Here is a 22217-nt window from a genome sequence, read left to right on the forward strand (position 1 = left end):
GTTCGGTGATTACGACGATCAGGCAGTCGCCTTGTCGTCCTTCTTAAGACTTGCAGGCGGCCAGTTGTCGAGGCGCATGCCGAGGGACAGACCGCGGGAGGCCAGAACGTCCTTGATTTCGGTCAAGGATTTCTTGCCCAGGTTCGGAGTCTTCAACAGTTCTACTTCGGTACGCTGAATCAGGTCGCCGATGTAGTAAATGTTTTCCGCCTTAAGGCAGTTAGCCGAACGTACAGTCAGTTCCAGATCGTCAACCGGGCGAAGCAGGATCGGATCGATCTCGTCTTCCTGCTCGACTACCACTGGCTCACTGTCACCTTTGAGGTCGACGAACGCAGCCAACTGCTGTTGCAGAATGGTTGCAGCACGACGGATAGCCTCTTCAGGATCCAGAGTACCGTTGGTTTCCAGATCAATAACCAGCTTGTCCAGGTTAGTACGCTGCTCGACACGGGCGTTTTCCACCACGTATGCGATACGGCGAACCGGGCTGAACGAAGAATCAAGCTGCAAGCGACCAATGCTGCGGCTTTCGTCTTCATCGCTCTGACGCGAGTCGGCCGGCTCATAACCACGACCACGAGCTACTACGAGCTTCATGTTCAGGGCGCCGTTAGACGCCAGGTTAGCGATTACGTGATCGGGGTTAACGATCTCGACATCATGATCCAGCTGAATATCGGCAGCGGTAACCACCCCCGAACCCTTCTTCGACAAGGTCAGCGTAACTTCGTCACGGCCGTGCAGCTTGATAGCCAGACCTTTAAGGTTCAACAGGATTTCAATTACGTCTTCCTGTACACCTTCGATGGCGCTGTACTCGTGGAGCACACCGTCAATCTCGGCCTCGACTACTGCACAGCCGGGCATTGAGGACAACAGGATGCGGCGCAGCGCGTTGCCCAGGGTGTGGCCAAAACCACGCTCGAGAGGCTCGAGGGTGATCTTGGCGCGGGTTGGACTGACAACCTGCACATCAATGTGGCGGGGTGTCAGGAACTCATTTACCGAAATCTGCATGGATGCACCTATTTTCTAGCCCTTACTTGGAGTAGAGCTCGACAATCAGGCTTTCGTTGATGTCGGCGGACAGATCACTGCGAGCTGGAACGTTCTTGAAAACGCCCGACTTCTTCTCAGTGTCTACTTCTACCCATTCTACGCGGCCACGTTGAGCACACAGATCGAGAGCTTGGACAATGCGAAGTTGATTTTTTGCTTTCTCGCGAACAGCAACCACGTCACCAGCACGAACCTGGTAGGACGGAACGTTAACGGTCTGACCGTTTACGCTGATCGACTTGTGCGATACCAGCTGACGGGATTCGGCACGAGTAGAACCGAAGCCCATGCGGTATACAACGTTGTCCAGACGGCATTCGAGCAGTTGCAACAGGTTTTCGCCGGTTGCGCCCTTCTTGCCAGCTGCTTGTTTGTAGTAGCCGCTGAATTGACGCTCGAGCACGCCGTAGATACGACGAACTTTTTGCTTTTCACGCAGCTGAGTACCGTAGTCGGATTGACGACCACGACGCTGGCCGTGGATGCCAGGAGCTGCTTCGATGTTGCACTTGGATTCGATAGCGCGCACGCCGCTCTTCAGGAAGAGATCGGTGCCTTCGCGACGAGCCAGTTTGCATTTTGGACCAATGTAACGAGCCATTCTTTACAATCTCCTGGATTACACGCGGCGCTTCTTCGGCGGACGGCACCCGTTGTGCGGGATTGGCGTCACGTCGGTGATGCTGGCGATCTTGTAGCCACAGCCGTTCAAAGCGCGGACTGCGGATTCACGACCTGGACCTGGGCCCTTGACGTTAACGTCGAGGTTCTTCAGGCCATATTCCAGCGCAGCTTGACCAGCACGCTCGGCAGCTACTTGAGCAGCGAACGGGGTGGACTTGCGAGAACCGCGGAAACCCGAACCACCAGAGGTTGCCCAGGAAAGAGCGTTACCTTGACGGTCGGTAATGGTCACGATGGTGTTGTTGAAAGACGCGTGGATGTGGGCGATGCCATCAACCACTGTCTTTTTAATCTTTTTACGAGGACGAGCAGCAGGTTTTGCCATGACTAAATTCCTGTCGATTCGCTGGTGCGATTACTTGCGGATCGGCTTACGCGGACCTTTGCGAGTACGCGCGTTGGTCTTGGTACGCTGACCGCGCACTGGAAGACCACGACGATGGCGCAGACCGCGGTAGCAGCCCAGATCCATCAAGCGTTTGATTTTCATGTTGATTTCGCGACGCAGGTCACCTTCAGTGGTGAACTTCGCCACTTCGCCACGCAGCTGTTCAATTTGCTCGTCGCTCAGATCCTTGATCTTCGCAGCTGGGTTGACCCCAGTCACTGCACAGATTTTCTGCGCAGTAGTGCGACCAACACCATAGATGTAGGTCAGCGAGATAACAGTATGCTTGTTATCTGGAATGTTAACGCCTGCAATACGGGCCATTCAGTGGGACTCCAATTGACAGCTACCTACGCCCCGGAAGCCAAGAAATAGGGCGCGAGATAATATCGCTGTAATAACAAATAATCAACCCGGCAGCGCACTAGCTGCCGGGCTTGAAGCACAATCACACTCAGCCTTGGCGCTGTTTGTGACGCGGTTCCGCGCTGCAAATTACTCGAACAACACCTTCGCGGCGAATAATCTTGCAGTTACGGCACAGCTTTTTCACCGATGCACGAACTTTCATCACCAACTCCTCGAACCTTATGGATTAGCGCAGCATGCCGCTGCCGTAACCCTTCAGGTTGGCTTTCTTCATCAGGGATTCGTACTGGTGGGAAACGAGGTGCGATTGTACTTGCGACATAAAGTCCATAACAACCACGACCACGATCAGCAACGAGGTCCCGCCAAGGTAGAACGGAACGTTTGCAGCAACCACCAGGAACTGGGGCAACAGACACACGGCCGTCATATATAGAGCACCGAACATGGTCAAGCGGGTCAGAACGCCGTCAATGTAGCGCGCCGACTGCTCACCTGGACGGATGCCCGGAATAAAGGCACCGGACTTCTTCAGGTTTTCCGCTACGTCTTTCGGATTGAACATCAACGCCGTATAGAAGAAGCAGAAGAAAATAATCCCTGCACTAAACAGCAGAATATTCAACGGCTGACCAGGAGCGATCGACTGCGAGATGTCCTGCAACCAGCCCATACCTTCAGACTGACCGAACCAGGCACCCAACGAAGCCGGAAACAGCAAAATGCTGCTCGCGAAGATAGCAGGAATTACACCGGCCATATTCACTTTCAGCGGCAAGTGGCTGGTCTGCGCAGCAAAAACCTTGCGGCCCTGCTGACGCTTGGCGTAGTGAACAGCAATACGACGCTGGCCACGCTCAATGAACACCACAAAACCGATAATCGCTACTGCCAGCAAACCGATCGCAACCAAGGCAAAAATGTTGATATCACCCTGACGCGCAGACTCGAAAGACTGCCCGATCGCTCTCGGAAGACCGGCGACGATACCTGCGAAAATCAACATCGAGATACCGTTGCCAACACCACGCTCAGTAATCTGCTCACCCAGCCACATCATGAACATCGCACCAGCCACAAACGTGGATACCGCGACGAAATGGAAGCCAAAGTCACCAGTGAACGCAACGCCCTGCCCTGCCAGACCAACGGACATGCCGATGGCCTGAACCAGAGCTAGGACGACAGTGCCGTAGCGGGTGTACTGGCTGATCTTGCGACGGCCAGCTTCACCTTCCTTCTTCAACTGCTCCAACTGCGGACTGACGGCTGTCATAAGTTGCATGATGATCGAAGCCGAGATGTACGGCATGATCCCCAGTGCAAAAATGCTCATCCGCTCCAGCGCGCCGCCGGAAAACATGTTGAACAAGCTAAGAATGGTCCCCTCATTCTGTCGAAACAGGTCTGCGAGTCGGTCCGGGTTGATACCTGGAACCGGGATGTGTGCGCCTATTCGGTAGACGATAATCGCCAGGAACAGAAAACGCAGACGAGCCCAGAGTTCAGACATACCGCCTTTGCCGAGCGCAGAGAGAGCACCTTGCTTAGCCATTTATTCCTCGAACTTGCCGCCAGCTGCTTCGATAGCCGCACGCGCACCTTTGGTGGCTGCGATACCCTTGATGGTCACAGCGCGAGTAACTTCGCCGGACAGCATGATTTTCACACGCTGAACGTTCTGGTTAATCACGTTGGCATCTTTCAGGGACTGCACGGTGACGATGTCGCCTTCCACTTTGGCCAGTTCGGACAGACGCACTTCTGCGCGGTCCATGGCTTTCAGGGAAACGAAACCGAACTTCGGCAGGCGACGATGCAGCGGCTGTTGACCACCTTCAAAGCCTGGAGCGATGGTGCCACCGGAGCGGGAAGTCTGACCTTTGTGACCACGGCCACCAGTCTTACCCAAACCACTACCGATACCACGGCCCGGACGATGCTTTTCGCGACGGGAACCCGGCGCTGGACTCAGATCATTGAGTTTCATCGATTAACCCTCGACACGCAGCATGTAGTAAGCCTTGTTGATCATCCCGCGATTCTCGGGAGTATCTTGGACTTCTACAGTGTGACCGATGCGACGCAGGCCCAGACCCTTAACGCACAGTTTGTGGTTAGGGATACGGCCGGTCATGCTTTTGATCAGCGTTACTTTAACGGTAGCCATGATCAGATGATCTCCTGGACGCTTTTGCCACGCTTGGCGGCAATGGATTCAGGGGACTGCATAGCCTTCAAACCTTTGAAAGTGGCGTGAACCACGTTTACTGGGTTAGTCGAGCCGTAGCACTTGGCCAGAACGTTCTGAACACCAGCAACTTCGAGGACAGCACGCATAGCGCCGCCAGCGATGATACCGGTACCTTCAGAAGCAGGCTGCATGTACACCTTGGAAGCGCCATGAGCGGACTTCATAGCGTACTGCAGAGTGGTGCCGTTCAGATCAACTTGGATCATGTTGCGGCGAGCAGCTTCCATTGCCTTCTGGATCGCAGCAGGCACTTCACGCGACTTGCCACGGCCGAAGCCAACACGGCCCTTACCATCACCAACCACGGTCAACGCGGTGAAAGTGAAGATACGGCCGCCTTTAACGGTTTTGGCTACGCGGTTAACTTGAACCAGCTTCTCGATGTAGCCTTCGTCGCGCTTTTGGTCGTTATTTGACATAACTTAGAACTCCAGCCCAGCTTCACGAGCAGCATCAGCCAGCGCCTTGACGCGGCCGTGGTACTTGAAGCCAGAGCGGTCGAAAGCCACCTGCGAGACGCCAGCGGCTTTTGCACGCGTAGCGACCAGCTGGCCAACCTTAGTGGCCGCGTCGATGTTGCCAGTGGCGCCATCACGCAGTTCTTTATCCAAAGTCGAGGCACTCGCCAGGACTTTGTTGCCGTCGGCCGAAATGACCTGGGCGTAGATGTGCTGCGAAGAGCGGAACACGCAGAGACGCACGACTTCGAGTTCGTGCATTTTCAGGCGTGCTTTGCGAGCGCGGCGCAGTCGAGTAACTTTTTTGTCGGTCATTTGCTATGCCCTACTTCTTCTTGGCTTCTTTACGACGGACGACTTCGTCCGCGTAGCGCACACCTTTACCTTTGTAAGGCTCTGGTGGACGGAAGTCGCGGATCTCAGCGGCCACTTGACCTACCAGCTGCTTATCAATGCCCTTGATCAGGATATCGGTCTGGCTAGGAGTCTCAGCGGTGATGCCTTCCGGCAGTTCGTAATCCACTGGATGCGAGAAGCCGAGGGCCAGGTTCAGCACTGTGCCTTTTGCTTGTGCCTTGTAACCAACACCGACCAGCTGGAGCTTACGCTCGAAGCCTTGGCTAACGCCTTGGACCATGTTGTTTACCAGAGCACGAGTGGTACCGGCCATTGCACGAGTTTGTTGGTCGCCATTGCGAGCAGCGAAACGCAGCTCACCAGCTTCCTCAACAATTTCAACGGACGAGTGAACGTTCAGTTCGAGAGTGCCCTTGGCACCCTTCACCGAAAGCTGTTGGCCGGCGAATTTAACTTCGACACCAGCTGGCAGCTTAACGGGGTTCTTAGCGACGCGAGACATGCTTATCCCCCCTTAGAACACAGTGCAAAGAACTTCGCCGCCGACACCGGCAGCGCGCGCAGCACGATCAGTCATCACACCTTTGTTGGTGGAGACGATAGACACGCCAAGACCGCCACGTACTTTCGGCAGCTCTTCAACGGACTTGTACTGACGCAGGCCTGGACGGCTAACGCGCTTCACTTCCTCGATGACCGGACGGCCTTCGAAGTATTTCAGCTCGATGGACAGCAGAGGTTTGATTTCGCTGCTGATCTGATAACCCGCGATGTAACCTTCGTCCTTCAGGACTTTTGCTACAGCCACCTTCAGCGTGGAAGACGGCATGCTTACGACGGACTTTTCAGCCATCTGGGCATTACGGATTCGAGTTAGCATGTCCGCTAACGGGTCCTGCATACTCATGGGCTAGATGCTCCTGATACAAAAAGAATTAGCCTTGCGGCTACAACTGTCGCCGAGAAATTCCGGGCAAAAAAACACGGGCTCAGGCGAGCCGGTCATTCTAGACACACCCCAGAAATGAATCAAGCCCCAAAAGGGGCTTGATTCAGATTCAAGGCCACCGGTGATCGGGATCTTACGAACCCGAACACCGCGACTTTGATAGCTATTACCAGCTGGCTTTAACCAGACCTGGTACGTCACCACGCATTGCAGCTTCACGCAGCTTGTTACGGCCAAGGCCGAACTTGCGGTAAACGCCGTGCGGACGACCAGTCAGGCGGCAGCGGTTACGCATGCGCGAGGCACTTGCGTCACGTGGCTGCTTCTGCAGCGCTACGGTAGCTTCCCAACGGGCTTCTGGACTTGCGTTCAGATCCACGATGATAGCTTTCAGCGCTGCACGCTTGGTGGCGTACTTGGCAACAGTAAGCTGACGCTTCAGCTCACGGTTTTTCATGCTCTTCTTGGCCATTTTCCTACTCCAATCAGTTGCGGAACGGGAATTTGAAAGCACGCAGCAGAGCGCGGCCTTCATCATCGTTCTTAGCAGTGGTGGTCAGGGTAATGTCCAGACCGCGGAGAGCATCGATCTTGTCGTAATCGATTTCCGGGAAAATGATCTGCTCTTTCACGCCCATGCTGTAGTTACCACGACCATCGAAGGACTTGGCATTCAGGCCGCGGAAGTCGCGAACCCGAGGCAGGGAGATCGACAGCAGACGATCCAGGAACTCGTACATACGCTCACGGCGCAGGGTCACTTTGACGCCGATCGGCCATCCTTCGCGGACTTTGAAGCCAGCGATGGATTTACGAGCGTAGGTCACAACGACTTTCTGGCCGGTGATCTTTTCCAGGTCAGCAACAGCATGCTCGATGACTTTTTTGTCGCCGATTGCTTCGCCCAGACCCATGTTCAGGGTGATTTTGGTAACGCGCGGAACTTCCATCACGTTCGAAAGCTTAAGTTCTTCCTTAAGTTTCGGAGCGATTTCCTTCCGGTAAATCTCTTTTAGTCGTGCCATGGTCTTCTACCTAGCAGTGTTCAAGCATCAACCGCTTTTTGGGTCGACTTGAAGACACGAATTTTTTTGCCGTCTTCTACTTTGAAACCAACGCGGTCAGCCTTGTTGGTTTCGCCGTTGAAAATGGCGACGTTGGAAGCGTGCAGTGGCGCTTCTTTCTCGACGATACCGCCCTGTACGCCCGACATCGGGTTAGGCTTGGTATGACGCTTGACCAGGTTCAGGCCACCGACAACCAGACGGTCATCAGCCAGAACTTTAAGCACCTTACCGCGCTTACCTTTGTCTTTGCCGGCGATCACGATGATCTCGTCGTCACGACGAATCTTTTGCATGTCGGATCTCCTTACAGCACTTCTGGGGCGAGCGAGACGATCTTCATGAACTTCTCAGTACGAAGTTCACGGGTCACTGGCCCAAAGATACGGGTGCCGATCGGCTCTTGCTTGTTGTTCAACAGAACAGCAGCGTTGCCATCAAAGCGGATGATGGAGCCGTCTGCACGACGAACACCATGGCGAGTGCGGACTACAACTGCAGTCATCACTTGGCCTTTTTTCACCTTACCGCGAGGAATTGCTTCCTTGACGGTAACTTTGATGATGTCACCGATACCAGCGTAACGACGATGGGAGCCACCCAGCACCTTGATGCACATAACGCGGCGAGCGCCGCTGTTATCGGCCACATCGAGCATGGATTGAGTCTGAATCATATAATTTCTCCGACCCCTAGCCCTTAGACTTCCACAGCGCGTTCGAGAACATCAACCAGAGCCCAAGACTTGGTCTTGGCCATCGGACGAGTTTCACGAATAGTGACTTTGTCGCCGATGTGGCACTGATTGGTTTCGTCGTGCGCGTGCAGCTTAGTCGAACGCTTAACGTATTTACCGTAGATAGGGTGCTTAACGCGACGCTCGATCAGAACGGTGATGGTCTTGTCCATCTTGTCGCTGACAACACGGCCAGTCAGCGTACGGACAGTTTTTTCGGCTTCAGCCATGATTACTTACCTGCCTGCTGGTTGAGCACAGTCTTCACGCGAGCGATGTCACGCTTAACTTGCGAGAGCAGATGAGACTGCCCCAACTGGCCAGTTGCTTTCTGCATACGCAGATTGAACTGGTCGCGCAGCAGGCCGAGCAGTTGCTCGTTCAGCTGCTGTGCGGATTTTTCACGAAGTTCATTCGCTTTCATCACATCACCGTCCGCTTAACAAAGGAGGTGGCGAGCGGCAGCTTTGCAGCAGCCAGGGCGAAAGCCTCACGCGCCAGCTCTTCAGAAACACCCTCGATTTCATACAGGACTTTGCCTGGCTGAATCTGGGCAACCCAGTATTCGACGTTACCCTTACCTTTACCCATCCGAACTTCGAGTGGCTTCTTGGAAATAGGCTTGTCCGGGAATACACGGATCCAGATCTTGCCACCACGTTTTACGTGACGGGTCAGAGCACGACGCGCTGACTCGATCTGACGAGCGGTGAGACGACCACGAGCAACAGACTTCAGCGCGAACTCGCCGAAGCTGACTTTGCTACCGCGCAATGCCAGACCACGGTTGTGGCCGGTCATTTGCTTGCGGAACTTCGTACGCTTTGGTTGCAACATTTGGCGTACCCCTTACTTAGCAGCTTTTTTACGAGGCGCAGGTGCTTGCGGCTTCAGCTCTTCTTGGCGACCACCAATTACTTCGCCTTTGAAGATCCAAACCTTCACACCGATCACACCATAAGTGGTGTGAGCTTCGTAGGTGGCATAGTCGATATCGGCACGCAGGGTGTGCAGTGGCACACGACCTTCGCGATACCATTCAGTACGTGCGATTTCAGCACCGCCGAGACGACCGCTCACTTGGATTTTGATGCCTTTGGCACCAATGCGCATGGCGTTCTGTACGGCGCGCTTCATAGCACGACGGAACATTACGCGACGCTCCAGCTGCTGAGCTACGCTCTGCGCAACCAGCATACCGTCGAGCTCCGGCTTGCGGATCTCTTCGATATTGATGTGCACAGGCACACCCATTTGCTTGGTCAGGTCCTGACGCAGCTTCTCAACATCTTCACCTTTCTTGCCGATCACGATGCCGGGACGAGCGGTGTGGATGGTGATGCGTGCAGTTTGAGCCGGACGATGGATATCGATACGGCTTACGGACGCGCTTTTTAGTTTGTCTTGGAGATACTCACGCACATTCAGATCTGCGAGCAAATAGTCCGCATAAGTCCGACCGTCTGCGTACCAGACGGAGGTGTGCTCCTTGACGATTCCCAGGCGAATGCCAATGGGATGTACTTTCTGACCCATCTCTTCGACTCCGTTACTTGTCAGCAACCTTGACAGTGATATGGCAAGACCGCTTGACGATGCGATCAGCACGGCCTTTGGCACGTGGCATGATGCGCTTCAGCGAACGCCCTTCGTTGACGAAAACGGTGGAGACCTTCAGGTCATCAACGTCTGCGCCTTCGTTATGCTCGGCGTTGGCTACGGCCGACTCCAGCACTTTCTTCATGATCTCGGCGGCTTTCTTACTGCTGAAAGCCAACAGGTTGAGCGCTTCGCCCACCTTCTTCCCGCGGATCTGGTCGGCGACCAAGCGGGCTTTCTGGGCGGAGATTCGAGCGCCCGACAACTTAGCGGCTACTTCCATCATTCCTTACCCCTTAACGCTTGGCTTTCTTGTCAGCCACGTGCCCGCGATATGTACGGGTACCGGCGAACTCGCCCAGTTTGTGGCCGACCATGTCTTCGTTCACGAGAACTGGAACATGTTGACGACCGTTATGCACAGCGATGGTCAGACCGACCATTTGTGGCAGGATCATGGAACGGCGCGACCAGGTCTTAACTGGTTTGCGATCGTTCTTTTCCGCCGCCACTTCGATCTTCTTCAGTAGGTGAAGATCAATAAAAGGACCTTTTTTCAGAGAACGTGGCACTGTCGTATCCCTCTATTTACTTGCGACGACGGACGATCATTTTGTCGGTACGCTTATTACCACGAGTCTTCGCGCCCTTAGTCGGGAAGCCCCATGGCGATACCGGATGACGACCACCAGAGGTACGACCTTCACCACCACCATGTGGGTGGTCAACCGGGTTCATGGCAACACCACGAACGGTTGGGCGAACGCCACGCCAGCGTTTGGCACCAGCTTTACCCAGCGAACGCAGGCTGTGCTCGGAGTTCGAGACTTCGCCCAGGGTCGCACGGCATTCAGCCAGCACTTTACGCATCTCACCAGAACGCAGACGCAGGGTCACGTAGACGCCTTCACGAGCGACCAGCTGAGCCGAAGCACCAGCCGAACGAGCGATTTGCGCGCCTTTACCTGGCTTCAGTTCGATGCCGTGTACGGTGCTACCAACTGGAATGTTGCGCAGTTGCAGAGCGTTGCCCGGCTTGATCGGTGCCAGAGCACCTGCGATCAGCTGGTCGCCAGCGCTCACACCCTTAGGGGCGATGATGTAGCGACGCTCGCCATCTGCGTACAGCAGCAGAGCGATGTGAGCAGTACGGTTTGGATCGTATTCGATACGCTCGACAGTGGCAGCGATGCCATCTTTGTCGTTGCGACGGAAGTCGACCAGACGGTAATGCTGCTTATGACCACCACCAACGTGACGAGTGGTAATGCGGCCATTGTTGTTACGACCACCAGACTTCGATTTCTTCTCGAGCAGCGGTGCGTGAGGAGCGCCTTTATGCAGCTCCTGGTTGACCACCTTGACCACAAAACGGCGGCCAGGGGAAGTCGGTTTGCATTTAACGATTGCCATGATGCACCCCTTCCTTACTCAGCACTGCTGCTGAAATCGAGATCTTGGCCTGGCTGAAGGGAGATAACTGCCTTCTTCCAGTCATTACGCTTGCCCAGACCGCGAGCGGTACGCTTACTCTTACCCAGAACGTTCAGGGTAGTAACGCGCTCCACTTTCACGCTGAACAGGCTTTCGACGGCCTTCTTGATTTCCAGCTTGGTTGCGTCAGTAGCAACCTTGAAAACGAACTGGCCTTTCTTGTCTGCCAGAACCGTAGCCTTCTCGGAAACGTGCGGGCCAAGCAGAACTTTAAATACGCGTTCCTGGTTCATCCCAGCAGCTCCTCGAATTTCTTCACGGCCGACACAGTGATCAACACTTTGTCGTATGCGATCAGACTAACTGGATCGGAACCTTGCACGTCACGAACATCAACGTGTGGCAGGTTACGAGCAGCCAGGTACAGGTTCTGATCAACAGCGTCCGACACGATCAGAACGTCGGTCAGGCTCATGTTGTTCAGTTTGCCCAGCAGATCTTTGGTTTTCGGAGTTTCAACAGCGAAATCCTGAACCACGACCAGACGATCAGTACGCACCAGCTCAGCAAGGATGGAACGCATTGCTGCGCGATACATCTTCTTGTTCAGCTTCTGGGAGTGATCCTGAGGACGAGCTGCGAAAGTGGTACCGCCGCCACGCCAGATTGGGCTACGGATAGTACCGGCACGAGCACGGCCAGTACCTTTCTGACGCCATGGGCGCTTGCCGCCACCGGAAACGTCGGAACGGGTCTTTTGCTGCTTGCTACCTTGACGGCCGCCAGCCATGTAGGCCACGACTGCTTGGTGAACCAGCGTCTCGTTGAATTCGCCGCCAAATGTCAGTTCGGAAACTTCGATCGCTTGAGCGTCATTTACATTTAATTGCATGTCAGCTTCCCCTTAACCGCGAGCCTTGGCCGCCGGACGTACAACCAGGTTGCCGCCAGTAGCGCCAGGAACAGCACCCTTGACCAACAACAGATTGCGTTCAGCGTCGACGCGCACTACTTCCAGGGACTGCACGGTCACGCGCTCAGCGCCCATATGACCGGACATTTTTTTGCCCTTGAATACACGACCAGGAGTCTGGCACTGGCCAATAGAGCCCGGGACGCGGTGGGAAACGGAGTTACCGTGGGTGTTATCTTGACCGCGGAAATTCCAACGCTTGATGGTACCGGCGAAGCCTTTACCTTTCGACTGACCGGTAACATCTACCAGTTGGCCAGCTGCGAAGATTTCTGCATTGATCAGATCGCCAGCTTGGTACTCGCCTTCTTCAAGACGGAATTCCCAAACGCCACGACCGGCAGCAACGTTCGCTTTAGCGAAGTGACCTGCTTGAGCAGCAGTCACGCGCGAAGCACGACGCTCACCTACAGTGACTTGCACTGCACGATAGCCATCGGTTTCTTCAGTTTTGAACTGGGTGACGCGATTCGGCTCGATCTCAATGACCGTGACCGGAATGGAGACACCTTCTTCGGTGAAAATACGGGTCATACCGCATTTACGACCGACTACACCAATAGTCATGTTGTAAACCTCATGAGTGTACGGGGCTTTCACCCGCTATGGCCGCCCATTTCAGAGCGTTACACGACTAAGACCGAGTCTTAGCCGAGGCTGATCTGCACTTCCACACCTGCCGCAAGATCAAGCTTCATAAGAGCATCAACGGTTTTATCCGTTGGCTGGACGATGTCCAGTACGCGCTTATGAGTACGGATCTCGTACTGGTCACGCGCGTCTTTGTTGACGTGCGGGGAGACCAGAACGGTGAACCGCTCTTTACGGGTAGGCAGTGGAATTGGACCACGCACTTGAGCACCAGTACGTTTCGCGGTTTCCACGATTTCCTGGGTGGATTGGTCGATCAGGCGATGGTCGAAAGCCTTCAACCTGATACGGATTTGCTGATTTTGCATTGGATTTCAGACTCCAGGCTGCTATTCCCACCGGGCGCAATACGCCCGTTAAAAGGAGGCGCAATTCTATAGACGGCCCCACAGAGTGTCAACCCAATAAAAAAGCCCCCGCAAGCGGGGGCTTCTTCATGAGTCGTCGATTACTCGATAACTTTGGCTACGACGCCGGCGCCGACGGTACGACCGCCTTCACGGATAGCGAAACGCAGACCATCTTCCATCGCGATGGTTTTGATCAGAGTGACAGTCATCTGGATGTTGTCACCTGGCATTACCATTTCAACGCCTTCTGGCAGCTCGCAGTTACCAGTCACGTCAGTAGTACGGAAGTAGAACTGTGGACGGTAGCCTTTGAAGAACGGAGTATGACGGCCGCCTTCTTCTTTGCTCAGAACATAAACTTCAGCGGTGAACTTGGTGTGCGGCTTAACGGTGCCTGGCTTAACCAGAACCTGGCCACGCTCAACGTCGTCACGCTTGGTACCACGCAGCAGAACGCCGCAGTTCTCGCCAGCACGACCTTCGTCGAGCAGCTTGCGGAACATTTCAACGCCAGTGCAGGTAGTCTTCTGAGTATCGCGCAGACCAACGATCTCAACTTCTTCCTGGATGCGAACGATGCCACGCTCAACACGGCCAGTTACCACGGTGCCACGACCGGAGATCGAGAATACGTCTTCGATTGGCATCAGGAACGGCTTGTCGATTGCACGCTCTGGCTCTGGGATGTAAGTGTCCAGAGTTTCTACCAGACGCTTAACAGCGGTGGTACCCATTTCGTTGTCGTCTTGGCCGTTCAGAGCCATCAGAGCCGAACCGATGATGATCGGAGTATCGTCACCTGGGAAGTCGTAAGTGCTCAGCAGGTCGCGCACTTCCATCTCAACCAGTTCCAGCAGCTCAGCGTCGTCAACCATGTCAGCCTTGTTCAGGAAGACAACGATGTACGGAACGCCTACCTGACGGGACAGCAGGATGTGCTCACGAGTTTGTGGCATCGGACCATCGGCAGCCGAGCAAACCAGGATCGCGCCGTCCATCTGGGCAGCACCGGTGATCATGTTTTTGACGTAGTCGGCGTGACCTGGGCAGTCAACGTGCGCGTAGTGACGAATGTGCGAATCGTACTCTACGTGTGCAGTGTTGATGGTGATACCACGAGCTTTTTCTTCTGGAGCGCTGTCGATCTTGTCGAAGTCAACACGAGCCGAACCGAAAACTTCGGAGCAAACGCGAGTCAGAGCAGCAGTCAGAGTGGTTTTACCGTGGTCAACGTGACCGATAGTGCCAACGTTGACGTGCGGTTTGTTACGTTCAAATTTTTCTTTAGCCACGACAATTAACTCCTAGCCTAAAGGGGAGACTGAATCAGCCTTGTTTTTTAACGAGAGCTTCGACGATGTTCGACGGAGCTTCGGCGTATTTGGAGAATTCCATGGAGTAGCTCGCGCGACCCTGAGACATGGAACGAACGTCAGTTGCATAACCGAACATTTCACCCAGTGGAACTTCAGCACGGATAACCTTGCCGGACACCGAGTCATCCATACCCTGAATCAGACCACGACGACGGTTCAGGTCACCCATCACGTCACCCATGTAGTCCTCTGGGGTTACTACCTCAACCTTCATGATCGGCTCGAGCACAACGCCGCCACCCTTCTGGGCCAGCTGCTTGGTCGCCATGGAGGCCGCCACCTTGAACGCCATCTCGTTGGAGTCGACGTCGTGGTAGGAACCATCGAACACGGTAGCCTTCAGGCCGATCAGCGGATAACCGGCAACGACGCCGTTCTTCATCTGCTCTTCGATACCCTTCTGGATAGCCGGGATGTATTCCTTAGGAACCACACCACCAACAACTTCGTTGGTGAAGACCAGACCTTCGGTGATGTTGCCGTTCGCATCGACGTCCGGCTCCGAGAAACGGATCCAGCAGTGACCGAACTGACCGCGACCGCCGGATTGACGAACGAACTTGCCTTCGATCTCGACGTTGCTCTTGCTGATCTTCTCGCGGTACGAAACCTGCGGCTTGCCGATGTTGGCTTCGACGTTGAACTCGCGCTTCATGCGATCAACGAGGATGTCCAGGTGCAGCTCACCCATACCGGAAATGATGGTCTGACCGGTCTCTTCGTCGGTCTTGACGCGGAACGACGGGTCTTCCTGAGCCAGCTTGCCCAGTGCAATACCCATCTTTTCCTGGTCCTGCTTGGTTTTCGGCTCTACCGCTACCGAAATCACAGGCTCAGGGAAGTCCATACGCTCAAGAATGATCTGCTTGTCGAGATCGCACAGAGTGTCACCAGTGGTGACGTCCTTCATGCCGATCAGGGCAGCGATATCGCCTGCACGTACTTCCTTGATCTCCTCACGCTGGTTGGCGTGCATCTGCACCATACGACCAACGCGCTCTTTCTTGCCCTTGACCGAGTTGATCACGGAGTCGCCCGAGCTCAGGAAGCCCGAGTAAACGCGCACGAAAGTCAGAGTACCAACGAACGGGTCGGTAGCGATCTTGAATGCCAGAGCCGAGAACGGTTCAGAATCGTCAGCGTGACGCTCGTCGTAATCAGCCTCTACCAGCTCATCCTTCGGCTTCTCGATGAGATCCGGATGGATACCTTTGATCGCCGGGATCTCGGTAGGAGCAGGCAGGAAGTCGATAACGGCGTCGAGAACCAGGGGAACACCCTTGTTCTTGAACGAAGAGCCGCAGACTGCCGGAACGATTTCGCTAGCCAGGGTGCGCGCACGCAGACCAGCCTTGATCTCTTCTGGAGTCAGATCACCTTCTTCAAGGTACTTGTTCATCAACTCTTCGTTGGCTTCAGCAGCAGCTTCAACCATGTTGGAGCGCCACTCGTTAGCCAGATCCAGCATATCGGCAGGAATTTCTTCCTCACGATAGGTAGTACCCTTGTCGTCGTCGTTCCAGTAGATAGCCTTCATCTTGATCAGATCAACCTGACCTTCGAAGTTATCTTCAGCGCCGATAGCCAGCTGAACCGGAACCGGGGTGTGACCCAGGCGGTTTTTGATCTGACCAACAACGCGCAGGAAGTTAGCGCCGGCACGGTCCATCTTGTTCACGTAAACAACACGTGGAACGCCGTACTTGTTGGCTTGACGCCATACGGTTTCAGACTGAGGCTCAACACCGGAAGTACCGCAGAACACAACGACCGCGCCGTCGAGTACGCGCAGCGAACGCTCTACTTCGATGGTGAAGTCTACGTGGCCGGGGGTATCGATAACGTTTACACGATAGTTATCGTATTGGCCGCGCGAACCTTTCCAGAAGGTAGTTACAGCAGCGGAGGTAATGGTGATACCCCGCTCCTGCTCCTGCACCATCCAGTCGGTGGTAGCAGCGCCGTCATGCACCTCACCCATCTTATGGCTGAGACCTGTGTAAAACAGGATCCGCTCGGTAGTGGTAGTCTTGCCCGCGTCAACGTGGGCACAGATACCGATGTTACGGTAGCGGTTGATTGCTGTAGTACGAGCCATAAAGCCCTCGCAAAATGAATGATGCTGAGATTAGAAGCGGTAGTGCGAGAAAGCCTTGTTGGCTTCAGCCATACGGTGAACGTCTTCACGCTTCTTAACTGCAGCACCTTTGCCTTCGGCAGCGTCCAGCAGTTCGCCAGCCAAACGCAGAGCCATAGACTTCTCGCCGCGCTTGCGGGCGAAGTCTACCAACCAGCGCATTGCCAGAGCGTTACGACGGGACGGACGAACTTCGACCGGAACCTGGTAAGTAGCACCGCCTACACGGCGCGACTTCACTTCGACCAGCGGAGCGATGGCGTCGAGAGCTTTCTCGAAGATTTCCAGGGGATCGCTGTTCTTGCGCTCTTTAACTTTTTCCAGCGCGCCATAAACGATACGCTCGGCAACGGCTTTCTTACCGCTTTCCATTACGTGGTTCATGAACTTGGCGAGGATCTGGCTTCCGTATTTCGGATCGTCCAGAATCTCACGTTTGGCTGCTACGCGACGTCTTGGCATTGATAAGCCCTCAAACGGTCTTCAGGTTAGCTCGGGACAGTTGATCCAATGGACGCGTGCCCGACCTTACTCTTATCGACTCAATATAATTAAAAACTGCAAAACGGCCGATTACTTCGGACGCTTGGTACCGTACTTCGAACGACCTTGGTTACGACCTTTAACGCCGGAGGTATCCAGGGAGCCGCGAACGGTGTGGTAACGAACACCTGGCAAGTCTTTTACACGGCCGCCACGAATCAGTACGACGCTGTGTTCTTGCAGGTTGTGGCCTTCACCACCGATGTACGAGGAAACCTCGAAACCGTTGGTCAGACGCACACGGCATACTTTACGCAGTGCCGAGTTAGGTTTTTTCGGCGTAGTGGTATACACGCGAGTGCACACGCCACGACGTTGCGGGCAGTTCTGCAGCGCAGGTACGTCGGATTTCTCGACGATACGCTTACGCGGCTGACGTACCAGCTGGTTGATAGTTGCCATCTACTAGCTCCACTGTTGTCTTTCGACATAAACAAAATGGCAGAGCACAAGCTCCACCAAATTTAGGGGTACAAGAGTCTAAAGAGGATCTTGCCCCCAGTCAAGGCAAGGCCCCGGGCTCCCCGATCAGCGAACCTCGACAAAAAGTGTCTCGATTCTCAGTCGGAAAAACCGGGGCCCCATCTCAATCTATTGCAGACCTCAGTTACCGCTGGAGTTCAGCGCTTCAGTCAGTGCTGCTTCGACTTCACTCGCGCTCACGCGCAGAGGCTTGTCTGCATCACGACGACGCTTGCGCTCGCTGTGGTAAGCCAGGCCGGTACCGGCCGGGATCAGACGACCCACAACCACGTTTTCCTTCAGGCCGCGCAGGTAGTCACGCTTGCCGGTCACTGCCGCTTCGGTCAGTACACGAGTGGTCTCTTGGAAAGAGGCCGCCGAGATGAACGACTCAGTGGACAAGGACGCCTTAGTAATACCCAGCAATACGCGGGTGAACTTGGAGATGAACTTGTCTTCAGCGCTCAGACGCTCGTTTTCTACCAGTACGTGAGTCAGTTCCATCTGGTCGCCCTTGATGAAGCTGGAGTCGCCAGACTCGGCAATCTCAACCTTACGCAACATCTGACGCAGGATGGTCTCGATGTGCTTGTCGTTGATCTTCACGCCTTGCAGACGGTAAACGTCCTGGATCTCGTTGACGATGTACTTGGCCAGCGCACTTACACCCAGCAGACGCAGGATGTCGTGTGGATCGCTCGGACCGTCGGAGATAACTTCGCCGCGGTTCACTTGTTCGCCTTCGAAGACGTTCAGGTGACGCCACTTCGGAATCAGCTCCTCATACGGATCGCTACCGTCGTTCGGGGTAATGACCAGGCGGCGTTTGCCTTTGGTCTCTTTACCGAACGCGATGGTGCCGCTGACTTCAGCCAGAATCGAGGCCTCTTTCGGACGACGAGCTTCGAACAAGTCGGCAACACGCGGCAGACCACCGGTGATGTCACGGGTCTTCGAAGTCTCTTGCGGAATACGAGCGATAACATCACCGATCGCAATCTGCGCACCGTCAGCAACACCTACAAGTGCGTTAGCCGGCAAGAAGTACTGGGCCGGTACGTCAGTACCTGGCAGCAGCAGATCCTTGCCATCCATACCCACCATCTTCACGGCTGGACGAATGTCCTTACCGGCAGCTGGACGGTCTTTGACGTCAAGTACTTCAATGTTGGTCATACCGGTCAATTCGTCAGTCTGACGCTTGATCGTGATGCCTTCTTCCATGCCCACGTAGGTCACGGTACCTTTCATTTCGGTAACGATTGGGTGAGTGTGCGGATCCCACTTGGCCACGATGGCACCAGCGTCGACCTTATCGCCTTCCTTCACCGAAATCACAGCACCGTAAGGCAGCTTGTAGCGCTCGCGCTCACGACCGAAGTCGTCGGCAATTGCCAGCTCGCCAGAACGGGATACAGCTACCAGGTGACCGTCAACACGCTCAACATGCTTCAGGTTATGCAGACGGACGGTACCGCCATTCTTCACCTGTACGCTGTCCGCTGCCGAGGTCCGGCTTGCCGCACCACCGATGTGGAACGTACGCATGGTCAGCTGGGTACCCGGCTCACCGATGGACTGGGCAGCAATTACGCCTACCGCTTCACCAATGTTCACCAGGTGGCCGCGAGCCAAGTCACGACCGTAGCACTTGGCACAGATGCCGTAGCGGGTTTCGCAACTGATCGGCGAACGCACGATCACTTCGTCGATGCTGTTCAGCTCGATGAACTCGACCCACTTCTCGTCTACCAGAGTGCCAGCAGGAACGATGACGTCCTCGGTACCCGGCTTGAATACGTCACGGGCGATAACACGACCCAATACGCGCTCACCCAGCGGCTCTACAACGTCACCGCCTTCAATGTGCGGAGTCATCAGCAGGCCGTGTTCGGTGCCGCAATCGATCTCGGTTACAACCAGATCCTGCGCCACGTCTACCAGACGACGAGTCAGGTAACCGGAGTTCGCAGTTTTCAACGCGGTATCCGCCAGACCTTTACGAGCACCGTGAGTCGAGATGAAGTACTGGAGTACGCTCAGACCTTCACGGAAGTTCGCAGTAATCGGCGTTTCGATGATGGAGCCGTCCGGCTTGGCCATCAGACCACGCATACCGGCCAGCTGGCGGATCTGTGCAGCGGAACCCCGCGCACCCGAGTCAGCCATCATGTACATCGAGTTGAACGATTCTTGCTCGACTTCGTCGCCATTGCGGTCGATGACTTTCTCTTTCGAGAGGTTGGCCATCATCGCCTTGGATACTTCGTCGTTGGCTTTCGACCAAAGGTCGATCACCTTGTTGTACTTCTCGCCCTGGGTTACCAGGCCGGAGGCGTACTGGCTCTCGATTTCTTTCACTTCGTCGGTGGCAGCACCGATGATGCGGGCTTTTTCATCCGGGATAACGAAGTCGTTAACACCGATGGAAACGCCGGAAATGGTCGAGTAAGCGAAACCGGTGTACATCAACTGGTCAGCGAAGATCACGGTCTCTTTCAGACCTACCACGCGGTAGCACTGGTTGATCAGCTTGGAGATCGCCTTCTTCTTCATCGGCAGGTTGACGACGTCGAACGACAGACCTTTCGGCACAACCTGGAACAGCAGCGCACGGCCGACAGTGGTGTCGACAATACGGGTAGCGCTGACGCTGCCGCCATCACGATCGTTAACGGTTTCGTTGATACGAACCTTGATCTTGGCGTGCAGAGCTGCTTCGCCGGCGCGGAATACGCGGTCGACTTCCTGCAGGTCGGCGAACACACGACCTTCGCCCTTGGCGTTGATCGCTTCACGGGTCATGTAGTACAGACCCAATACAACGTCCTGCGACGGAACGATGATTGGCTCACCGTTGGCTGGCGACAGAATGTTGTTGGTCGACATCATCAACGCACGCGCTTCCAGCTGGGCTTCCAGCGTCAGCGGCACGTGCACGGCCATTTGGTCGCCGTCGAAGTCGGCGTTGTACGCAGCACAGACCAGAGGGTGCAGCTGGATAGCCTTACCTTCGATCAGTACCGGTTCAAACGCCTGGATACCCAGACGGTGAAGGGTCGGTGCACGGTTGAGCAGCACGGGGTGTTCGCGAATCACTTCTGCGAGAACGTCCCAAACTTCCGGCAGCTCGCGCTCGACCATCTTCTTGGCGGCTTTGATGGTGGTAGCGAGACCACGCATTTCCAGCTTGCCGAAAATGAACGGTTTGAACAGCTCGAGAGCCATCTTCTTCGGCAGACCGCACTGGTGCAGACGCAGGGTCGGACCTACGGTAATTACCGAACGACCGGAGTAGTCAACACGCTTACCGAGCAAGTTCTGACGGAAACGACCTTGTTTACCCTTGATCATGTCAGCCAGGGATTTCAGAGGACGCTTGTTGGAGCCGGTAATAGCGCGGCCACGACGACCGTTGTCGAGCAAGGCGTCGACAGCTTCCTGCAACATACGCTTTTCGTTGCGCACGATGATGTCCGGAGCGGACAGATCAAGCAGGCGCTTCAAGCGGTTGTTACGGTTGATCACTCGACGATACAGGTCGTTGAGGTCGGAAGTCGCAAAGCGACCGCCATCCAGCGGAACCAGTGGACGCAGATCTGGCGGCAGAACCGGCAGAACGGTCAACACCATCCACTCTGGCAGGTTGCCGGAGCCCTGGAAGGCTTCCATCAACTTCAGACGCTTGGACAGCTTCTTGATCTTGGTTTCCGAGTTGGTTTGCGGAATCTCTTCACGCAGACGGCCAATCTCGTGCTCCAGGTCGATAGCGTGCAGCAGCTCGCGGACAGCCTCGGCACCCATCCGGGCGTCAAAGTCATCACCGAACTCTTCCAGCGCTTCGAAGTACTGCTCGTCGTTCAGCAGCTGACCCTTTTCCAGGGTGGTCATGCCTGGATCGATAACAACGTAGCTCTCGAAGTAGAGAACGCGCTCGATATCACGCAGGGTCATGTCCATCAGCAGGCCGATACGGGACGGCAGCGACTTCAGGAACCAGATGTGGGCAACCGGCGAAGCCAGTTCGATGTGCGCCATGCGCTCACGACGAACCTTGGCCAGTGCAACTTCAACGCCGCACTTCTCGCAGATCACGCCGCGATGCTTCAAGCGCTTGTACTTACCGCACAGGCACTCGTAATCCTTTACCGGGCCAAAGATCTTGGCGCAGAACAGGCCGTCACGCTCAGGCTTGAACGTACGGTAGTTGATGGTTTCCGGCTTTTTAACTTCGCCGAACGACCAAGAACGGATCATCTCAGGCGAGGCCAATCCAATACGGATGGCGTCGAACTCTTCGACTTGACCCTGGTTTTTCAGCAAATTCAGTAGGTCTTTCAAGGCCTTTCCTCCTGGCGGAGCAGAGAGCGG

At 55.1% G+C, this 22217-nt stretch carries 32 protein-coding genes; all 32 read right to left on the reverse strand.

Annotated elements, in window-relative coordinates:
- Positions 1 to 18 precede the first annotated feature (18 nt).
- The 32 genes from PFZ56_RS02270 to rpoC all read right to left on the reverse strand — a co-directional run bounded on the left by PFZ56_RS02270 (position 19) and on the right by rpoC (position 22187).
- Positions 19 to 1020, reverse strand: coding sequence for a DNA-directed RNA polymerase subunit alpha (locus PFZ56_RS02270; protein WP_007970428.1), 1002 nt, complete (start codon positions 1018 to 1020; stop codon positions 19 to 21).
- A gap of 22 nt (positions 1021 to 1042) precedes the next feature.
- A complete protein-coding gene (rpsD, locus tag PFZ56_RS02275) occupies positions 1043 to 1663 on the reverse strand; it encodes a 30S ribosomal protein S4 (RefSeq protein WP_011063772.1) in 621 nt (206 codons plus the stop codon).
- A gap of 18 nt (positions 1664 to 1681) precedes the next feature.
- A complete protein-coding gene (gene rpsK, locus PFZ56_RS02280; protein ID WP_007924177.1) occupies positions 1682 to 2071 on the reverse strand; it encodes a 30S ribosomal protein S11 in 390 nt (129 codons plus the stop codon).
- A gap of 30 nt (positions 2072 to 2101) precedes the next feature.
- Positions 2102 to 2458 carry a 30S ribosomal protein S13 gene (gene rpsM, locus PFZ56_RS02285; protein WP_003186020.1) on the reverse strand — a complete coding sequence of 119 codons (357 nt, stop codon included), beginning with the start codon at positions 2456 to 2458 and terminating at the stop codon, positions 2102 to 2104.
- Between the two features lie 130 nt (positions 2459 to 2588).
- The gene (rpmJ, locus tag PFZ56_RS02290; protein WP_002555468.1) at positions 2589 to 2705 is read right to left on the reverse strand and encodes a 50S ribosomal protein L36; all 117 of its coding nucleotides are present in this window, start codon (positions 2703 to 2705) and stop codon (positions 2589 to 2591) included.
- 24 nt (positions 2706 to 2729) lie between these two features.
- Positions 2730 to 4058 carry a preprotein translocase subunit SecY gene (secY, locus tag PFZ56_RS02295; RefSeq protein ID WP_007924182.1) on the reverse strand — a complete coding sequence of 443 codons (1329 nt, stop codon included), beginning with the start codon at positions 4056 to 4058 and terminating at the stop codon, positions 2730 to 2732.
- Positions 4059 to 4493, reverse strand: coding sequence for a 50S ribosomal protein L15 (gene rplO, locus PFZ56_RS02300; protein ID WP_007924183.1), 435 nt, complete (start codon positions 4491 to 4493; stop codon positions 4059 to 4061). It abuts the gene before it with no gap.
- A gap of 3 nt (positions 4494 to 4496) precedes the next feature.
- Positions 4497 to 4673 carry a 50S ribosomal protein L30 gene (rpmD, locus tag PFZ56_RS02305; RefSeq protein ID WP_003176408.1) on the reverse strand — a complete coding sequence of 59 codons (177 nt, stop codon included), beginning with the start codon at positions 4671 to 4673 and terminating at the stop codon, positions 4497 to 4499.
- A 2-nt stretch (positions 4674 to 4675) separates the two neighbouring features.
- Positions 4676 to 5176 (reverse strand): 30S ribosomal protein S5, encoded by a 501-nt coding sequence (rpsE, locus tag PFZ56_RS02310; protein ID WP_007924184.1) that lies wholly within the window; start codon positions 5174 to 5176, stop codon positions 4676 to 4678.
- Positions 5177 to 5179: 3 nt separating this feature from the next.
- A complete protein-coding gene (rplR, locus tag PFZ56_RS02315) occupies positions 5180 to 5530 on the reverse strand; it encodes a 50S ribosomal protein L18 (RefSeq protein WP_003186037.1) in 351 nt (116 codons plus the stop codon).
- A gap of 10 nt (positions 5531 to 5540) precedes the next feature.
- A complete protein-coding gene (gene rplF / locus PFZ56_RS02320; RefSeq protein WP_025129400.1) occupies positions 5541 to 6074 on the reverse strand; it encodes a 50S ribosomal protein L6 in 534 nt (177 codons plus the stop codon).
- Between the two features lie 12 nt (positions 6075 to 6086).
- The gene (gene rpsH / locus PFZ56_RS02325) at positions 6087 to 6479 is read right to left on the reverse strand and encodes a 30S ribosomal protein S8 (protein ID WP_011063773.1); all 393 of its coding nucleotides are present in this window, start codon (positions 6477 to 6479) and stop codon (positions 6087 to 6089) included.
- 208 nt (positions 6480 to 6687) lie between these two features.
- The gene (rpsN, locus tag PFZ56_RS02330) at positions 6688 to 6993 is read right to left on the reverse strand and encodes a 30S ribosomal protein S14 (protein WP_003228726.1); all 306 of its coding nucleotides are present in this window, start codon (positions 6991 to 6993) and stop codon (positions 6688 to 6690) included.
- A gap of 13 nt (positions 6994 to 7006) precedes the next feature.
- Positions 7007 to 7546 (reverse strand): 50S ribosomal protein L5, encoded by a 540-nt coding sequence (gene rplE, locus PFZ56_RS02335; RefSeq protein ID WP_003210069.1) that lies wholly within the window; start codon positions 7544 to 7546, stop codon positions 7007 to 7009.
- A 20-nt stretch (positions 7547 to 7566) separates the two neighbouring features.
- Positions 7567 to 7881, reverse strand: coding sequence for a 50S ribosomal protein L24 (gene rplX, locus PFZ56_RS02340; RefSeq protein WP_007896770.1), 315 nt, complete (start codon positions 7879 to 7881; stop codon positions 7567 to 7569).
- 11 nt (positions 7882 to 7892) lie between these two features.
- A complete protein-coding gene (rplN, locus tag PFZ56_RS02345) occupies positions 7893 to 8261 on the reverse strand; it encodes a 50S ribosomal protein L14 (protein ID WP_002555479.1) in 369 nt (122 codons plus the stop codon).
- A 23-nt stretch (positions 8262 to 8284) separates the two neighbouring features.
- On the reverse strand, positions 8285 to 8551 hold the full coding sequence (rpsQ, locus tag PFZ56_RS02350) for a 30S ribosomal protein S17 (RefSeq protein ID WP_003194644.1): 267 nt from the start codon (positions 8549 to 8551) through the stop codon (positions 8285 to 8287).
- A gap of 2 nt (positions 8552 to 8553) precedes the next feature.
- On the reverse strand, positions 8554 to 8745 hold the full coding sequence (gene rpmC, locus PFZ56_RS02355; RefSeq protein ID WP_002555481.1) for a 50S ribosomal protein L29: 192 nt from the start codon (positions 8743 to 8745) through the stop codon (positions 8554 to 8556).
- Entirely contained in the window at positions 8745 to 9158 is a 414-nt protein-coding gene (gene rplP / locus PFZ56_RS02360) for a 50S ribosomal protein L16 (RefSeq protein WP_003228729.1), read from the reverse strand. Before rplP ends, rpmC begins: the two co-directional genes overlap by 1 nt.
- A 12-nt stretch (positions 9159 to 9170) precedes the next feature.
- Positions 9171 to 9857: a 30S ribosomal protein S3 gene (gene rpsC, locus PFZ56_RS02365; protein ID WP_007924192.1), complete on the reverse strand. Its 687-nt coding sequence runs from the start codon at positions 9855 to 9857 to the stop codon at positions 9171 to 9173.
- Positions 9858 to 9870: 13 nt separating this feature from the next.
- The gene (gene rplV / locus PFZ56_RS02370) at positions 9871 to 10203 is read right to left on the reverse strand and encodes a 50S ribosomal protein L22 (protein WP_003103908.1); all 333 of its coding nucleotides are present in this window, start codon (positions 10201 to 10203) and stop codon (positions 9871 to 9873) included.
- A gap of 13 nt (positions 10204 to 10216) precedes the next feature.
- Positions 10217 to 10492, reverse strand: a complete 276-nt coding sequence (gene rpsS / locus PFZ56_RS02375; RefSeq protein WP_002555486.1) for a 30S ribosomal protein S19 — start codon at positions 10490 to 10492, stop codon at positions 10217 to 10219.
- 16 nt (positions 10493 to 10508) lie between these two features.
- Positions 10509 to 11333, reverse strand: coding sequence for a 50S ribosomal protein L2 (gene rplB, locus PFZ56_RS02380; RefSeq protein ID WP_011063775.1), 825 nt, complete (start codon positions 11331 to 11333; stop codon positions 10509 to 10511).
- 14 nt (positions 11334 to 11347) lie between these two features.
- The gene (gene rplW / locus PFZ56_RS02385; protein ID WP_002555488.1) at positions 11348 to 11647 is read right to left on the reverse strand and encodes a 50S ribosomal protein L23; all 300 of its coding nucleotides are present in this window, start codon (positions 11645 to 11647) and stop codon (positions 11348 to 11350) included.
- Positions 11644 to 12246, reverse strand: coding sequence for a 50S ribosomal protein L4 (rplD, locus tag PFZ56_RS02390; protein ID WP_007924200.1), 603 nt, complete (start codon positions 12244 to 12246; stop codon positions 11644 to 11646). Before rplD ends, rplW begins: the two co-directional genes overlap by 4 nt.
- A 12-nt stretch (positions 12247 to 12258) precedes the next feature.
- Entirely contained in the window at positions 12259 to 12894 is a 636-nt protein-coding gene (gene rplC / locus PFZ56_RS02395) for a 50S ribosomal protein L3 (protein WP_007924205.1), read from the reverse strand.
- 80 nt (positions 12895 to 12974) lie between these two features.
- Positions 12975 to 13286, reverse strand: a complete 312-nt coding sequence (gene rpsJ / locus PFZ56_RS02400; protein WP_003186070.1) for a 30S ribosomal protein S10 — start codon at positions 13284 to 13286, stop codon at positions 12975 to 12977.
- Positions 13287 to 13426: 140 nt separating this feature from the next.
- Positions 13427 to 14620, reverse strand: coding sequence for an elongation factor Tu (gene tuf / locus PFZ56_RS02405; RefSeq protein ID WP_060841339.1), 1194 nt, complete (start codon positions 14618 to 14620; stop codon positions 13427 to 13429).
- Between the two features lie 34 nt (positions 14621 to 14654).
- A complete protein-coding gene (gene fusA, locus PFZ56_RS02410; RefSeq protein ID WP_102882402.1) occupies positions 14655 to 16802 on the reverse strand; it encodes an elongation factor G in 2148 nt (715 codons plus the stop codon).
- 30 nt (positions 16803 to 16832) lie between these two features.
- Positions 16833 to 17303 carry a 30S ribosomal protein S7 gene (gene rpsG / locus PFZ56_RS02415; RefSeq protein ID WP_007925959.1) on the reverse strand — a complete coding sequence of 157 codons (471 nt, stop codon included), beginning with the start codon at positions 17301 to 17303 and terminating at the stop codon, positions 16833 to 16835.
- 111 nt (positions 17304 to 17414) lie between these two features.
- Positions 17415 to 17786 carry a 30S ribosomal protein S12 gene (gene rpsL, locus PFZ56_RS02420; RefSeq protein WP_003186084.1) on the reverse strand — a complete coding sequence of 124 codons (372 nt, stop codon included), beginning with the start codon at positions 17784 to 17786 and terminating at the stop codon, positions 17415 to 17417.
- A gap of 201 nt (positions 17787 to 17987) precedes the next feature.
- Positions 17988 to 22187: a DNA-directed RNA polymerase subunit beta' gene (gene rpoC, locus PFZ56_RS02425; RefSeq protein WP_102865259.1), complete on the reverse strand. Its 4200-nt coding sequence runs from the start codon at positions 22185 to 22187 to the stop codon at positions 17988 to 17990.
- Between the last annotated feature and the right edge of the window lie 30 nt (positions 22188 to 22217).

It is taken from the genome of Pseudomonas danubii (genome assembly GCF_042980055.1).
GTDB lineage: Bacteria > Pseudomonadota > Gammaproteobacteria > Pseudomonadales > Pseudomonadaceae > Aquipseudomonas > Aquipseudomonas danubii.